We start from the raw sequence: 13,886 nt of genomic DNA, 5'->3' as shown, positions 1-13,886 counted from the left end.
AAAACCTGGCAGACTGCTGCCGATGCTTGACGAAAGCGTTCCGGCCAACGAGACCACCGTTCCGTTGCTGCCCTGCCTCGCGCCGCAGGAGACGCTCGCGTTCTGGCGCGGCCTCGGCTTCGAGACGATCTGGGAGCAGCACAAGCCTTACCTCTATCTGGCCTTCCGGTGGCGCGGCTTCGAGCTGCACTACGGGCGCGCGGCCAGCGGGGTCGATCCGGCGGAGGAGACCACGGGCGGCGCGCTGGTGATGGTCGACGAGGTCGCGCCCTACCACGCGGAGCTCACCGCGGCCATGCGCCGGGAGCACGGCAAGGTGCTCGCCAAGGGACTGCCGCGGATCACCCGGTATCGGGCCGGCGCCTCGCGGTTCACCGTCATGGATCCGTCCGGCAACTCGATCGTCTTCATCCAACGGGACGAGCCGGCGGAGCTCGAGTACGGGGGCGACAGGTCGCTGACTGGGCTCGCCCGGGTGCTGGACAACGCGCGGATCCTGCGTGAGTTCAAGGACGACGACAACGCCGCGTACCGGGCGCTGAACTCCGGGCTGCGCCGCCACGGCGAGGCCGCGTCGATCCTCGATCGGGCGACGGCGCTGGCTCAGCTCGTCGAGCTGTCGACGGCGCTGGACGAGCCGGTGGCCCGATGGGGCGGGCGGCTGCGCGAGCTCGACCTGAGCCCGGCGGAGAGAGAAAGCGTGAGGTCGGCCGTCGCCGACCCCACGCTGCTCGACGGGTGGCTCAGTTAAGCGACCACTTGCGCAGCTCGCGGCGCGCCAGGGAGGCGCGGTGCACCTCGTCCGGGCCGTCCGCTAGGCGGAGCGTGCGGGCCGAGGTCCAGAGCGCCGCCAGCGGGGTGTCCTGGCTGACGCCGGCCGCGCCGTGCGCCTGGATCGCCTTGTCGATCACCCACTCGGCCATCGACGGCGTCGCGATCTTGATCGCCTGGATCTCGGTGTGCGCGCCCTTGTTGCCGACCGTGTCCATCAGCCAGGCGGTCTTGAGCACGAGCAACCGGGCCTGCTCGATGCGCACCCGGGACTCGGCGATCCAGTCGCGCACCACGCCCTGCTCGGCCAGCGGCTTGCCGAACGCCGCGCGCGACGCCACCCGCGAGCACAACAGCTCGAGGGCGCGCTCCGCCATGCCGATCAGCCGCATGCAGTGGTGGATCCGGCCCGGGCCGAGCCGCGCCTGGGCGATGCCGAAGCCGTCACCCTCGGTCGCGATCAGGTTGTCGGCGGGTACGCGTACCCCCTCGAACGAGATCTCCGCATGGCCGCCGTGCGAGCCGTCGGTGAAGCCGAACACCGTCATGCCGCGGTGCACCGTCACGCCGGGGGTGTCACGGGGCACGAGGATCATGCTCTGCTGCTTGTGGCGCTCGGCCGACGGATCCGTCTTGCCCATCACGATGAAGATCTCGCAGCGGGGGTCCATCGCGCCCGACGACCACCACTTGCGGCCGTCGATCACGTACGAGTCGCCGTCGCGGCGGATGGTCGTGGCGATGTTGGTCGCGTCGGACGAGGCGACGTCGGGCTCGGTCATGCAGAACGCGGACCGGATCGTGCCTTCCAGCAGCGGGCTGAGCCAGCGCGCCTGCTGCTCCGGCGAGCCGAACTCGGCCAGCAGCTCCATGTTGCCGGTGTCGGGCGCCGCGCAGTTGAGCGCCTCCGGCGCCAGGTGCGGGCTGCGGCCGAGGAGCTCGGCCAACGGCGCGTACTGGAGGTTTGTCAGGCCGGCGCCCCGCTCCCCGGGGAGGAACAGGTTCCACAGGCCGCGCCGGCGGGCCTCCGCCTTGAGCTCGTCGATCACCGGCGGCCGCGTCCACGGGTTGGTGGCCTGTTCCATCTGCACCGTGAACACCGGCTCGGCCGGGTAGACGTGCTCGATCAGGAAGTCGTTGACCGCCTCGTGCAGTTCGCCGGTACGTTGATCGAACCCGAAGTCCATCAGCCCTCCACGGATGCGAGTGCGGCGAGCCCGTGCGCGGTGAGCGGAGCGGCCATGTCGGCGAACCGCTCGAAGCCCTCGCCAACGGTCTGGCCGAGTGTGAACCGGTAGTAGATCCCTTCGGCGATCACGGCCAGCTTGAAGCAGCCGAGCGCCACGTGCCAATCGAGTGGGCCGACGTCGACGCCGCCGGCAGCCCCGTACCGGTCGATCAGCTCGGCGCCCTTGGGGAAGCCCGCGCGTGGGCCGATCCCGTCGGAGACGACGCCCGCCGCGCCGGCCGTGGCCGGACCGCCGAGCACGTCCCAATAGGTCAGCAGCAGGCCCAGGTCGGTCAGCGGGTCGCCGAGCGTGGCCATCTCCCAGTCGAGCACCGCGCGGATGGCGCTGCCGTCCGGCGCGACGATCAGGTTGTCGAGCCGGTAGTCGCCGTGCACGATCGCGCCCGGCCCGACCGGGTGGGGGATGCTCGCTGCCAGCTTGTCGCGCAGCGCGTCGACCTCGGGCAGGGGGCGGCTGCGGGACTTGTCGAGCTGCCCGCTCCACCGCCGCACCTGCCGGGCGAGGAAGCCCTCGGGGCGGCCGAAGTCGCCGAGCCCGACCTCGTCGGGCTTGACGGTGTGCAGCGCGGCGAGGGTGTCCATCATGGCGAACGCGAGGTCGCGGCGGCGGTCCGCGCCCAGCGGGTCGGTCTGCGTGTGGCTGCGGAAGACCGCGCCGTCGACGCGGCGCATCAGATAGAACGGCGCGCCGATCACCGTCTCGTCAGGACAGAAGCGGATCGTCTCGGGTACGGGCACCGGCGTCGACGCCAGCGCGGAGATGACCCGGAACTCGCGGCCCATATCGTGCGCGGTGGCCAGCACGTGGCCGAGCGGTGGGCGGCGCAGCACGAGGTCTTCGCCCGCCGCCACCACGTGATAGGTCAAGTTCGACCGGCCACCGGGGATCAGCGTCGCTGACACCGGGGCGCCCAGGTAGCCGGACAGACTACGCAGATCGAGCCCAGCCGGCCCCTCCGAGGTCATCTGAACAGTTGAGGGCACGCCGTTCACGGTGTCAAGCCGAGGTTGTATCTGCCGGGACATGGCTCGGCAACAGGGACGAAATGGTCAGCCGGCAGTCTTGCTTCCAACGCGAGCGAGGGAGACGGGGATGTTGTTGCGGTTGCGGGTGACCCTTCCCGACCGGCCCGGGGCGCTCGGTCAGGTGGCGCGCACTCTCGGCGTCTCCGGTGCCGACATCGTCCAGGTCGTCGTGCTGGAACGGATGGGTGGCCGCGCCGTCGACGACTTCACCGTCGTATGGCCGGGCAGCAACCGGCTGGAGCGGCTGCGGGCCGGGCTCGGTGCGATCCCGGGCGTGCACGTCGACGGCATCTGGCGGGCGATCGGCGCGCCCACCACCAGCGGCCACGACGCCGAGCTGCTCGGCCAACTCGCCGCCAACCCGTCCGACGGCCTGGCCACCCTGGTCGACGCCGTGCCGGGGTTGCTGGCCGCGGACTGGGCGGCCGCCGTGGTGGTGCCCGCCGACTGGGCGGCCCGGGCCGGTTCGGCTCCGGGTGCGGCCCCGGCGGTCGCCTGCGCGAGCTGGCGGGCGCCGGAGCCGCCGCCACTGCCGGAGGTCACTCCGCTGCGGGCGCGTCCGTTGGAAGGACCCCAGGGCATGCGGTACGTGGCCGCGCCGTTCGGCCGGGCCGGCCTGGTGCTGGTGGCCGCCCGCGGTGCCGGTGAGGAGCTGCCCGCCGCCGCGTTCCACATCAGCGAGGTCGACCGCCTGGCCCAGATCGTCCGGGCCGCCGCCGTCATCCTCGGCGACCGGCTCGACCTCGTCAGCGCCCCGCCGGTTCCGGCGGCGTGAGCCGCTCCGCGGACTGACCTCGAATACGTAAGGAGGACGGCATGACACTTTGGCGGATCCGCGCGACGGTCGACGACCGTCCGGGCTTTCTTTCCGTGCTGACCGCGAGCCTCGCGCTCAAGGCGGTCAACATCCTCGCCGTGCAGGTGCACACTACCGAGGCCGGTGCGGTCGACGAGTTCCTGGTGGACGCTCCGCACGTGATGACCGAGGCCGACCTGCGCGCCGCCGTCGAGCGCGGCCGGGGCCGGGACGCCTGGATCGCGCCGGCCGAGGCGCAGGGCCTGGCCGACCAGCCGACCCGGGCGCTGGGCCTCGCGGCCCGGCTGGTCCGCGACCCGGACGCGCTCGGTGACGCCCTCCGCACCTTGCTGAACGCCGACGAGGTCACCTGGCGGCCGGCCGGGCCGAGCCGGGCCGGCATGCGGGCCGACGCGATGGTGCTGCCGGACCCGACCGGCGGCCGCTACGACGTGGTCAGGGCGGAACCCGACTTCACCCCGGCCGAGTACGCGCGTGCCCAGGCGCTGGTCGAGGTGGCCGCCGCCGCGGCGCCGTCGGCCGACTCCGCCACGCTGCTCCTGCCCGACGGCGTGGAGCTCGCGCTGCGACCGGCGACGCCGGACGACCTGCCGGCCCTCATGGCGATGCACGAGCGCTGCTCGGCGGGCACGAGACGGCACCGCTACCTGACCGGCGACGGCGTGCCCGGCCCGGCTCAGCTGGGCCGGCTGCTCGATCAGAGCCGCGTGCGTACCCTGCTGGCGGTCGTGCCGGGGGTCACCTCCGGGGATCCCGTCGTCGCGATGGCCAACCTGGTCGTGGAAGGCTCCCTGGCGGAGCTGTCAGTGGTCGTCGAGGACGGGTGGCAGCGCAGGGGCGTCGGCACGGCGCTGGTGCGGCGGGCGCTGGCCCACGCCGAGCGGCTCGGCTGCGCGGCGGTGCTGGCCCACACGACCGCCGACAACGTGGCCATGGAACGCACGCTGCGGCGGCTCGGCCACCCGGCGCCGGTGCGGCGCGACGGTGCGGTCGCGAGCACGACAGTGCCCTTGCGACACGGAACTTCGGCGTCCGCCTGACGCCGAGAGATGCTCCGACGGGGTCGGTCCTGATGCGGGACCGGATTCGCCGGGGGTAGGGGATGGGTCCGGGTCCCTTCCCGTGGGACGGCGGGAAGGGGCCCTTCCTCGCGGGCGCGATGCCGGTTCGGCGTCGCGCCCGCAGGTATTTGCGGTCTTTCAGGTCTTGGGCGCGAAAAAAGGGGGCGGATGCGCCCACATCCGCCCCCTCGTGTCCTCCGCTGCGCGTAGTCGCGCGCGGCTCCACGGACAGCGTTGAGTTTAATGCCCGATAACACCTATGCGTCCCGGCCGAAAGGCCAAAGGCGCTGGTACCACCGTGTGGTGACGACCGCCGCGTCGGCCCTTGTGATGGTCCTGTTGCGGGAGGGAAAACTGTCTCGTTCCACCATTCCGCCAGCGATAGCCTTTCAAGAATGACGACGTTGACCGGTGCGCTGGTGCTTCTCCGTCCGGCGACCGACGCCGATATCGCACCGCTCGCTGTGATCCGGTCGGCTCCCGAGGTGACCCGCTGGTGGGGCGACGAGGAGGACTATCCGGCGGCGGTGGCCGAAGACCTCGACCGGACCTTTGTCATCGAGGTCGACGGCCGCATGGTCGGGGCCGTGCAGACCTACGAGGAGGAGGACCCCATGTACCGGCACGCCGGCATGGACATCTACCTCGAGCCGTCGTCGTACGGGCGGGGGATCGGCACCGACGCGGTCCGCACCATGGCCAAGCACCTCATCCGCACCGTCGGCCACCACCGCCTGGTGATCGACCCCGCCGCCGCCAACGCGGCCGCGATCCGGGCGTACGAGAAGGTGGGCTTCCGGCGGGTCGGTGTGTTGCGCCGATACGAGCGGGGTCCCGACGGCACGTTCCACGACGGTTTGCTCCTCGACCTGCTGCACGACGACCTGATCGACTGAGACGTTTTGACCGGGCCTGGCGAGTTGTGGTGAAGTGCGCGGCGTGAGCGACGCGTGGACCGGCCCGGTTCTGGTCACCGGCACCGACAGCGGGGTGGGCAAGACCGTCCTGACCGCGGCGGTCGCCGTGGCCGCGCAGTCCGCCGGGCTACGGGTGGCCGTGATCAAGCCCAGCCAGACCGGGGCTGCGGCGGGTCAACCGTCCGACGTGGACATGGTCCGGCTGCTGGCGGCACCGGCGACCGCCCGCTCGCTGGCGTCCTACCCCGAGCCGCTGGCGCCGCTGACCGCGGCCCGAATCGCGCAGGAGGAGCCGCTCGAGCTCTACACCGTGGTCGACGCGGTCCGCGAGGAGGCGTCGAAGCACGACGTGGTCCTGGTCGACGGCGCCGGCGGGTTGCTGGTGCCGATGGGGCTGCGCCCGTCCGGCGAACCGTGGACCATGGCCGATCTCGCCGTGTCCCTGGACGCGCCGGCCGTCGTGGTGGCCCGCGCCGGCTCGGGCACCCTCAACCACATCGCGCTCACCCTGGAGGCGCTGTCCCGGCGGGCGGTGACGGCCGGCGTGGTGCTCGGAGCCTGGCCGGCCGAGCCGGAGCTCGCCCACTGGTCCAACCTGACCGACCTGGTCGACAACCTCGTGGGCGTGCTGCCCGAGGGCGCAGGCTCGATGGAACCGGGGGTGTTCGGCCGATCCGCGCCCGGCTGGCTCACCCCGACCCTGCACGGGGTGCTCGACGACTGGCGCGCCTGGGCGGAGAACATCGACTGATGACCACCGACCTCGCCGACGCGTTCGTACGGTTGCACGCCCGGCTGGCACCGGTGCCGCTGACCCCGGAGATCGTGCTGCACCAGGCCGACGAGCCGATCGGGCTCTGGGAGCTGACCGAGGGCGAGTTCCGCAGCGAACAGCCGCCGCCGTTCTGGGCCTTCGCCTGGGCCGGTGGCCAGGGGCTGGCCCGCTACGTGCTGGACAACCCGTCGGTGGTCGCCGGCCGCCGCGTGCTGGACGTGGCCTGCGGCTCGGGCCTGGTCGGCATCGCCGCGGCCAAGGCCGGCGCCGCGTCCGTGCGGGCCGTCGACATCGACCCGCTGTCGATCGCCGCGGTCGGCGTCAACGCGGCCGCCAACGGGGTGACGGTGAAGGCCGACCTCGCCGACATCCTCGACGGCCCGGCCGACGCCGACGTGGTCCTGGCCGGCGACGTCTTCTACAGCCAGGCGTTCGCCACGCGGATGTTCGGCTTCCTCCGCCGCGCACGCAAGGCCGGCGCGGACGCCTACGCGGGTGACCCAGGCCGAGCCTTCCGCCCGGGTTCGGCCGGCACGGAGGTCGCCACCTACGAAGTGCCGACGACGATGGCCCTGGAGAGCGTGACGAAGAAGCAGACGTCGGTCTGGCGCCTGCCCTGATGGCGGCGGCCGCCGCGTGTTGGGCGCGGCGCGCCCGGGGCTGACCAACGACGGACCTGGCAAGCGGAGCGCAGCGGAGCGGTCCCTCGCGGGAGGAACGGTCCGGACCACCGCGAACCCGAGTGATGATCGGTTATGACGAGGGTCTGATGAGGCGAATGCCGTTGACCGGGGCACGGACCATGGACATGAGCGCGGCGGGGGCCTCGTCGAGGGTCAAATTGTCCGTGACGAGCTCGTCCGGGCGCAGGGTGCCGGCTTCGATGAGGCGGAGCATCTCCGGGTACGCGTGTGCCGGCATGCCGTGGCTGCCGATCAGCTCCAGCTCGTAGGCGATCACCCGGTCCATCGGCAGCGCCGGGCGCCCGGTTACCGCCGGCAGCAACCCCACCTGGACGTGGCGGCCCCGGCGGCGCAGGCACTCGATCGAGGTGACGCAGGTGACCGACGAGCCGAGGGCGTCGAGTGACAGGTGTGCGCCGCCGCCGGTGCGGTCGCGGACGGCTGCCGCCACGTCGGCCGGGCCGCCCGTGATGGCCGAGGCGTCGACCAGCTCGGCGGCGCCGGCCGCGGCCGCCAGCTCCAGGGCGCGCGGTGAGATGTCGACGGCGACCACGCGCGCGCCCGCCGCCGCGGCGACCATCACGGCCGAGAGGCCCACGCCGCCGCAGCCGTGGACCGCCACCCATTCGCCGGGTGCCACCCGTCCCTGGTGGACGACCGCGCGGAAGGCGGTGCCGAAGCGGCAGCCGAGGCTGACCGCGGCGGCGTCGCTGACGGTGTCCGGCAGGCGCACCAGGTTGACGTCGGCGTGCTCCACCGCGACCAGGTCGGCGAACGAACCCCAGCGGGTGAAGCCCGGCTGGCTCTGGTTCTCGCAGACCTGCTGGTCGCCGGCCAGGCAGCTCGGGCAGTGCCCGCACGCGCAGATGAACGGCACCGTGACCCGGTCGCCGGGCTGCCAGCGGGTCACGCCCGTGCCGATCTCGGTGATCACGCCGGTGAACTCGTGGCCCGGCACGTGCGGCGTCACGATGTCGGGGTCGTGGCCGCGCCAGCCGTGCCAGTCGCTGCGGCACAGGCCGGTCACCGACACGCTGATCACCGCACCGCCCGGCGGCGGGGTGGGGTCGGGGACCTCGCACACCTGAGGCGGGGACCCGAAGGCTTCGTAGTACACGGCGCGCACGCGGTCAGGTTACGCCCTTGGGTGAGCCGTCCTCAGCGGTCGGCTTCCCTCACGAGCTCCACCTCGGGTCGCGGCCGAAGGCGGCGATGAGCTTGTCCTGCGCCGGCGCGTCCCCGGCGACCTCGACCCGCTCGGCGATGGCGCCGCCCGCGCGGTAGGCGTCTTCGTTCGCCGGGAACCAGGCCGCCACCTCGCGGACCAGCTCGTCGTCCAGGTCGCGGTCCTGGCCGGTCGCGGCGGCGAGGTCCCAGCCGTGGACGACGTGGTCGGCGAGCAGTTGCCGCACGTACTCCTCGGCCGGTGTCACCCCGAACGACAGCTCCACCGTGCGCGACATCGCACCCGGGGCGTGCACCGCGGCCACCGACTCGGCCGAGGCATCCTGGGCGGCGCGCACCGGGTCGGCGCCGAGCAGGTCGCCCTCGAACTGGGTGCCGACCGAGCCCAGGCTGGCCCCGTTGATCAGCGGCACGGACCAGCGGTCCTCGTAGACCAGGTGGTTGACCAGTTCGCGTACGGTCCAGTCGGTGCACGGGGTGGGCGCCGACCACTGGTCGGGACGGATCCGCGCCACCTGGTCGGCGAACCCGCGCAGCGCCCGCTGGTACGCGGCGGTGAGCTCCATGAGGCCGATTCTGCTGCCGGCCGCCGCGTCGGGTACGCCGATCGGCGAACTCAGGCACTCAGGTGGCGCACGCGCTCCCAGGTGGGGTCGGCCCGTACCGTCAACTTGATCTTGCCTTCCCGCCACGACGACACGATCGGCTCCAGCACGTCGGCGGCGTTCGGCCGCTCGGCGTACAGGTGATAGGTCCGGATGCCGTCGGAGGTCTCGTGGGCGACCAGGACCGGGCCGTCGGCGTACGCGAAGATCCGGTCCTCGAGCTCGTGCAGCGCGGCCAGCGAGCCCTCGCCCGGCAGACCCGCCTCGGTCCTGTCCCGGAACGGCACCGCGAGCTCGACGTGGGTGTCGGCGGCCGGCCACCGGGCGGCCTTCAGCGGCACCTGGATGGTGGCGATCAGCGGTCGCCCCCGCCGCTGGCCGCGCAGCAGCGCCCACTGCCCGGACAGCTCGGCCGCCCGGGAGTTCACGAGGTCGGCCAAGTCGCCCGCGGTCAGGGTCGGCGCCGGGCCGGTGGTCACGTCGATCGAGCCGAGCCAGATCTCCACGCCGTCCTCGCCGAGCAGCCAGTCGAGCGCCAGGAACGCCACCTGGAGCCGGCCCTCCTCGGACACGTCGGCGAACGCCGGGTGCCACACCCGCACGTCGACCGCGTGCTCGGCGACGTCGGCGGCGAACCGCAGCGCGGTCAGGTCGAGCGTATGGCCGTCGAACTGAAGCTTGGCCTCCAGCGCCTCGGGGCTGGGTTGGCGCGCGGACGCGTACCCGAAGGTCTCGTCAGGCTCCGGACCGGCGCGGCGCCAGCGCTCCGCGGTGGCCCGCAGCGACCGGTCGGCGTTGGAGGTCACCACCAGCAGGTGCCGCGACGTCGTGCCGGCGCTGAACTCCCAGCCCAGCCCGGCGTCGATCGCCGAGACGAGCCGGTTGATGTCGTCGACCACGCCACCGTCCCAGCGGCCGTCGGCGATCGCCTTCTCCACCTCGGGGCGGGCGGTCTCCCACCAGGACCAGAACGCCGCGATCGCGGCCGCCTGGCCGTCCACTTTCGGCCGTCGCTTGAAGATCACGCCGGACCTTATCGCGTACGGAGCGCGCCGCGTGCCCCCCAAGCGATCAGGGCGCCGAGCGCGACGACCCCGACCGCGCAGGTGCCGGTGACCAGGAGGCCGTCGGCCGTGCCCAGCACCGACGAGAGCGCCGTGCCGGCCAACGCCGAGCCGGCCGCGAAGCCCAGGTAGACCGCGGTGTTGGCCCAGGTGAACGCCTCCGCGCGGGCCTCGTCCGGGGTCAGCTGGGCCACCAGCGTGAACTCGAGCGTGGTGGTCGGCGCGATGAACAGCCCGGCGAAGAGCAGCAGCACGGCGAGCGACCACAGGTTCTGCTGGAGCAGGATGACGCCGAAGCCGACGACGTTGCCGAGCATGAGGATGCCGTACTGGCGCCACGGCGGGGTGCGGAAGGTCCGGCCGGCGTACCAGAGCCCACCGGCGATCGAGCCGGCGCTCCACACGGCCACCAGCAGGCCGGCCTGGTCGGCGTGCCCCTCGACGGCGGCGTGGGCCGGGATCGCGACCTCCATCAGGCCGTACGCGACGGAGGCCAGCCCGGCGACGACGAGCACCACCAGCATCCCGGCCGACCGCACCGGGCTCACCCGGTGGCGCGCGGGCGGTGGCGCGGGCCAGCCTCGACGGACCGGTGGCGCGGTGGCGAGGCCGATCGAGCCGGCCGCGGTGACGGCGGCCGCGACGAGCGTCGCCACGTACGCGTCGGCCAGCGCGGTGATCAGGCCGACCAGGGCCGGCCCGACCACATAGGTCAGCTCGACGGCGATGGCGTCCAGCGCGTACGCCGTGTGGACGTGTCTCGGCGCGATGCGGGGCAGCACGGCCCGGGTGACCGGGTCGATCGGCGGGTTGACCGCGCCGGCCAGCCCGGCCAGCAGGATCGCCGACCACGCGGGAGCGCCGGCCCGCAGCGCCAGCACGAGCGCGACCAGCAGCGCCGCCTGGGCGAGGCCGCACCAGACCAGGACGCCCACGGCCCGGCCACGGTCGGCCAGCCGGCCCAGCACCGGGCCGACCAGCGCGGTCAGGGCCGAGTTGGCGGCGGTGGCCAGGCCGGCGGCGCCGTACGAGCCGGTGCCTTTCGCGACGACCAGCACGAACAGCAGCGTGAGCATGCCGATCGGCAGCCGGCCGACCAGGGACCGCACGGCGATCCGGACGACACCCGGGGTGCGGAGCAGGTCGCGGTAGCGACGAAGAGCGTGACCCACGCTCGCTCAGCCGGCGAGGTTACGCAGGTGCAGCAGCTCGTCGACGGCGCTGTCCAGCAGGTCGCCGGGGTGGTCGCGGAGGATCCGCGGGGTGGCGAGCAGCGTGTCGTGCCGGCCGGGCGGGCCGACCAGCACGGGCCAGAGGCCGACGTTCGCGCAGTCCTCGGCCGCGTCCGCCGCCCAGCCGGGCGGGTCCACCATGGAGACGAACGCACCGTTGTCGACCGACAGGATCAGGTGGCCGGCCACCAGGGCCGTGGTCAGCGCGACCTCGTGGCCGTCGGCGCCGGCCCGGGTGCGGTTCTCCACCCAGACCCGCAACCGCAGCGCCGAGCGCGGTGCCGGCACCGGCTGCGCGCTGACGTTGAGCATCGCGCACAGCGGTCGGCGATGCCGGACCACCTGGCCGACCAGGGCGCCGTGGGCGTCGTGCAGCTCGGTGCGGTCGAACCCGCCCGGCACCCGGATCGTGTGCCGCGCCCCGGCGCCGCCCAGCGTCGCCTCGTCGACCTCGAAGAGGAGCTCGTGCTCGACGGGCTCGTCGCAGGACGCGATCGTGCTGCCGTCGACGCCGAGGGAGCCCACCGGCTTGAACCGCCCGCGGTCGGGCAGCCAGCGGTAGACGGTGCGGCGGCGCACCTGGAGAAACCGCAGGAGCACCCGCAGCCGTACGCCGGACTCGGCCTCGACCAGGCACTCGGTCTGCGCGGTGGCCGACAGCGACTCGTCGCCGGCCGCGAGGTCGGCCGGCATCAGCATGCCGAACTGCCACCGGCCGGGATCCCGATCGCTGGCCGCACGGTAGGGGCGGAGCACGGGACCGGCACTGAGGACGGTGTCGGCGACGATTCGCGCCGCGTCGATGTCCATGAGCGCTGCTGCACCTCGGCTTCTTGGCTGGGCCTGGAGCGGGCGGATCCCACGGGGCAGCGCGTGGCGGTGCGGTGGTGCTGGCGGGCATCGGGCAAAAGCGATCATGTCGACCGTTTCGGCCAGCATATGCCGGGTGACCCTTGCCGCTCAAGACCGCTGTTCCGTGTCGTCCGCGCGGCCGTTCACCCGCATGGATGACCAGCGCTGTCACCGCTTGCGGCACTCCGTGATGCCGCGAAAACTAGGCCTTCGCCCCCAACATTCGTGGAAGGCGGCGATGGCTGTGAGTGCGCCCGACGACCTGTCGAGTGACCGCACCGCCGAGCGGGCGTGGATCTGCGCCCGCCGGATCCGTGAGCGCCGGCGCCAACTCGACCTGACGCAGTCCGATCTGGCGAACCTGCTGGCCCGGCGAGGCCTCGCGCTCACCAATCGCACGGTGAGCGCCATGGAGAACGGCCGGCGGCTCGACCTGGGCAAGCTGCCGGACCTGGCCGCGGCCCTGACCTGCTCGGTCACCTACCTGCTCGGGCTGACCCGCGATCCGACCCGGTGGGATCCGGACTAGAACAGCACCACCTGTCGGGTCGTGGTGGCTGCGGCGAGGGTGTCGAAGCCGGCGTTGATCTCGTCCAGCTTCAGCCGGCCACCGAGCAGCAGGTCGGCCGGCAGCAGTCCGGCCTGGTGGAGGGCGATGTACCGCGGGATGTCCCGGCCGGGCACGGCGCCGCCCAGATATGACCCGCGCAGGGTGCGTTCCTCGGCCACCAGGGAGACCGCCGGGATCGACAGGGTTTGCCGGGGATCGGGCAGCCCGACCGTTACCGTGGTGCCGCCACGTCGGGTGGCCGCATAGGCCGTGGCGAGCACCGCGGCGCTGCCGACCGCCTCGACCGCGACCTCGGCGCCACCGTGGGTGAGGTCGCGTACCGCGTCGACGACGTCCGGACCGCCGGTCAGCGTGTGGGAGGCGCCGGCGGCCACGGCGACGGGGTGCTTGGCGGTCACCGGGTCCACGGCGATGACCGGATGGCAACCGGCGGCGCGTGCGCCCATCACCGCCGCGAGCCCGATGCCGCCCGAGGCCGAACACCGCCGCGGCGGTGCCGGGCCGGGCCTGTGCGGTGTTGACGACCGCGCCGACGCCGGTGAGCAGGGCACAGCCGAACAGCGCCGCCCGCTCCAGCGGCAGCGAGCGGTCGACCGGTACGAGCGACTCCGCCGCCGCGACGGTGTACTCGCTGAACGCGGAGACGCCGAGATGGTGGTGCACCTCGCGACCGGCCCGCCGGAACGGCCGTCGGCCGCGTAGCAGCGTGCCGGCGGTGTTGGCCGCGGCGCCGGGCTCGCACAGGGCCGGCCGCCCGGACTGGCACGGCGGGCAGCCGCCGCAAGCGGGCACGAACGCGAACACGACGTGGTCGTCGACGCGCACGCCGCGTACGTCCGGGCCGACCTCGACCACCACGCCGGCGGCCTCGTGGCCGAGCACCATCGGCAGCGGGCGCGGTCGGGAGCCGTCGATCACCGACAGGTCGGAGTGGCAGAGGCCGGCTGCCGAGACGCGGACCAGCACCTCGCCGGCGCCGGGCGGGCGCAACTCGAGATCGCCGACGGTCAGCGGCCGGCTGTGCGCGTAAGGCCCTGGTCGGCCGCTCTCCTCGAGGACGGCCGCACGGGTCGTGATC

16 protein-coding genes and 1 pseudogene are annotated in these 13,886 nt (G+C 73.3%); 8 read left to right on the top strand and 9 right to left on the bottom strand.

Translation table 11 applies throughout. The annotated features are described in order from the left end of the window. Positions 1–22 precede the first annotated feature (22 nt). Entirely contained in the window at positions 23–751 is a 729-nt protein-coding gene (locus AB0J88_RS18645) for a glyoxalase (RefSeq protein ID WP_364342794.1), read from the top strand. On the opposite strand, the gene AB0J88_RS18640 is transcribed toward AB0J88_RS18645, so the two are convergent. Together AB0J88_RS18640 and AB0J88_RS18635 are read right to left on the bottom strand one after the other, a co-directional pair. Then, entirely contained in the window at positions 744–1,958 is a 1,215-nt protein-coding gene (locus AB0J88_RS18640) for an acyl-CoA dehydrogenase family protein (RefSeq protein WP_364342797.1), read from the bottom strand. The genes AB0J88_RS18645 and AB0J88_RS18640 overlap by 8 nt on opposite strands. Beyond that, positions 1,958–2,986: a phosphotransferase family protein gene (locus tag AB0J88_RS18635; RefSeq protein WP_364342800.1), complete on the bottom strand. Its 1,029-nt coding sequence runs from the start codon at positions 2,984–2,986 to the stop codon at positions 1,958–1,960. Before AB0J88_RS18635 ends, AB0J88_RS18640 begins: the two co-directional genes overlap by 1 nt. A gap of 127 nt (positions 2,987–3,113) precedes the next feature. Between AB0J88_RS18635 and AB0J88_RS18630 the strand changes: the two genes are divergently transcribed. The 5 genes from AB0J88_RS18630 to AB0J88_RS18610 all read left to right on the top strand — a co-directional run bounded on the left by AB0J88_RS18630 (position 3,114) and on the right by AB0J88_RS18610 (position 7,236). Beyond that, a complete protein-coding gene (locus AB0J88_RS18630) occupies positions 3,114–3,821 on the top strand; it encodes an amino acid-binding protein (protein ID WP_364342803.1) in 708 nt (235 codons plus the stop codon). A gap of 41 nt (positions 3,822–3,862) precedes the next feature. After that, the gene (locus tag AB0J88_RS18625; RefSeq protein WP_364342806.1) at positions 3,863–4,903 is read left to right on the top strand and encodes a GNAT family N-acetyltransferase; all 1,041 of its coding nucleotides are present in this window, start codon (positions 3,863–3,865) and stop codon (positions 4,901–4,903) included. A gap of 416 nt (positions 4,904–5,319) precedes the next feature. After that, a complete protein-coding gene (locus tag AB0J88_RS18620) occupies positions 5,320–5,820 on the top strand; it encodes a GNAT family protein (RefSeq protein ID WP_364342809.1) in 501 nt (166 codons plus the stop codon). A gap of 34 nt (positions 5,821–5,854) precedes the next feature. Next, the gene (bioD, locus tag AB0J88_RS18615; RefSeq protein WP_364342812.1) at positions 5,855–6,592 is read left to right on the top strand and encodes a dethiobiotin synthase; all 738 of its coding nucleotides are present in this window, start codon (positions 5,855–5,857) and stop codon (positions 6,590–6,592) included. Further along, positions 6,592–7,236, top strand: a complete 645-nt coding sequence (locus AB0J88_RS18610) for a 50S ribosomal protein L11 methyltransferase (protein ID WP_364342814.1) — start codon at positions 6,592–6,594, stop codon at positions 7,234–7,236. The genes bioD and AB0J88_RS18610 overlap by 1 nt, the downstream gene beginning before the upstream one ends. 133 nt (positions 7,237–7,369) lie before the next feature. On the opposite strand, the gene AB0J88_RS18605 is transcribed toward AB0J88_RS18610, so the two are convergent. The 5 genes from AB0J88_RS18605 to AB0J88_RS18585 are packed head-to-tail and all read right to left on the bottom strand — an operon-like array spanning position 7,370 to position 12,195. After that, positions 7,370–8,425, bottom strand: coding sequence for a zinc-dependent alcohol dehydrogenase family protein (locus AB0J88_RS18605; RefSeq protein ID WP_364342817.1), 1,056 nt, complete (start codon positions 8,423–8,425; stop codon positions 7,370–7,372). Between the two features lie 49 nt (positions 8,426–8,474). Further along, entirely contained in the window at positions 8,475–9,050 is a 576-nt protein-coding gene (locus AB0J88_RS18600; protein WP_364342819.1) for a TIGR03086 family metal-binding protein, read from the bottom strand. Positions 9,051–9,100: 50 nt separating this feature from the next. Continuing rightward, positions 9,101–10,114: a DUF695 domain-containing protein gene (locus AB0J88_RS18595; RefSeq protein ID WP_364342822.1), complete on the bottom strand. Its 1,014-nt coding sequence runs from the start codon at positions 10,112–10,114 to the stop codon at positions 9,101–9,103. An 8-nt stretch (positions 10,115–10,122) separates the two neighbouring features. After that, the gene (locus tag AB0J88_RS18590) at positions 10,123–11,325 is read right to left on the bottom strand and encodes an MFS transporter (RefSeq protein ID WP_364342825.1); all 1,203 of its coding nucleotides are present in this window, start codon (positions 11,323–11,325) and stop codon (positions 10,123–10,125) included. A 6-nt stretch (positions 11,326–11,331) separates the two neighbouring features. Further along, the gene (locus AB0J88_RS18585; protein WP_364342828.1) at positions 11,332–12,195 is read right to left on the bottom strand and encodes a hypothetical protein; all 864 of its coding nucleotides are present in this window, start codon (positions 12,193–12,195) and stop codon (positions 11,332–11,334) included. A gap of 280 nt (positions 12,196–12,475) precedes the next feature. Here AB0J88_RS18585 and AB0J88_RS18580 point away from each other — a divergent pair, with 280 nt between their 5' ends. Further along, positions 12,476–12,766 (top strand): helix-turn-helix transcriptional regulator, encoded by a 291-nt coding sequence (locus AB0J88_RS18580; protein WP_364342831.1) that lies wholly within the window; start codon positions 12,476–12,478, stop codon positions 12,764–12,766. Here the strand turns inward: AB0J88_RS18580 and AB0J88_RS18575 are convergent. Beyond that, complete coding sequence (locus tag AB0J88_RS18575; protein ID WP_364342834.1) at positions 12,763–13,215, bottom strand: zinc-binding dehydrogenase; 453 nt, start codon at positions 13,213–13,215, stop codon at positions 12,763–12,765. The genes AB0J88_RS18580 and AB0J88_RS18575 overlap by 4 nt on opposite strands. Before the next feature lie 4 nt (positions 13,216–13,219). On the opposite strand from AB0J88_RS18575, the gene AB0J88_RS18570 reads away from it, so the two are divergent. Then, complete coding sequence (locus AB0J88_RS18570) at positions 13,220–13,510, top strand: hypothetical protein (protein WP_364342837.1); 291 nt, start codon at positions 13,220–13,222, stop codon at positions 13,508–13,510. A gap of 48 nt (positions 13,511–13,558) precedes the next feature. On the opposite strand, the pseudogene AB0J88_RS18565 reads toward AB0J88_RS18570, so the two are convergent. After that, positions 13,559–13,726: pseudogene (locus AB0J88_RS18565) on the bottom strand (alcohol dehydrogenase catalytic domain-containing protein); the annotation flags it as partial. Between the last annotated feature and the right edge of the window lie 160 nt (positions 13,727–13,886).

It is taken from the genome of Asanoa sp. NPDC049475 (assembly GCF_040676915.1).
Classification (GTDB): domain Bacteria; phylum Actinomycetota; class Actinomycetes; order Mycobacteriales; family Micromonosporaceae; genus Asanoa.
This window is presented reverse-complemented; position numbering and strand designations above follow the sequence as displayed.

Coding starts and splice junctions, on each gene's coding strand:
- AB0J88_RS18620 (WP_364342809.1), top strand. CDS start 5,320: ATGACGACGTTGACCGGTGCGCTGGTGCTTCTCCGTCCGGCGACCGAC.
- AB0J88_RS18610 (WP_364342814.1), top strand. CDS start 6,592: ATGACCACCGACCTCGCCGACGCGTTCGTACGGTTGCACGCCCGGCTG.
- AB0J88_RS18625 (WP_364342806.1), top strand. CDS start 3,863: ATGACACTTTGGCGGATCCGCGCGACGGTCGACGACCGTCCGGGCTTT.
- AB0J88_RS18645 (WP_364342794.1), top strand. CDS start 23: ATGCTTGACGAAAGCGTTCCGGCCAACGAGACCACCGTTCCGTTGCTG.
- AB0J88_RS18600 (WP_364342819.1), bottom strand. CDS start 9,050: ATGGAGCTCACCGCCGCGTACCAGCGGGCGCTGCGCGGGTTCGCCGAC.
- AB0J88_RS18630 (WP_364342803.1), top strand. CDS start 3,114: ATGTTGTTGCGGTTGCGGGTGACCCTTCCCGACCGGCCCGGGGCGCTC.
- AB0J88_RS18580 (WP_364342831.1), top strand. CDS start 12,476: ATGGCTGTGAGTGCGCCCGACGACCTGTCGAGTGACCGCACCGCCGAG.
- AB0J88_RS18570 (WP_364342837.1), top strand. CDS start 13,220: ATGACCGGATGGCAACCGGCGGCGCGTGCGCCCATCACCGCCGCGAGC.
- AB0J88_RS18635 (WP_364342800.1), bottom strand. CDS start 2,986: ATGACCTCGGAGGGGCCGGCTGGGCTCGATCTGCGTAGTCTGTCCGGC.
- AB0J88_RS18640 (WP_364342797.1), bottom strand. CDS start 1,958: ATGGACTTCGGGTTCGATCAACGTACCGGCGAACTGCACGAGGCGGTC.
- AB0J88_RS18585 (WP_364342828.1), bottom strand. CDS start 12,195: ATGGACATCGACGCGGCGCGAATCGTCGCCGACACCGTCCTCAGTGCC.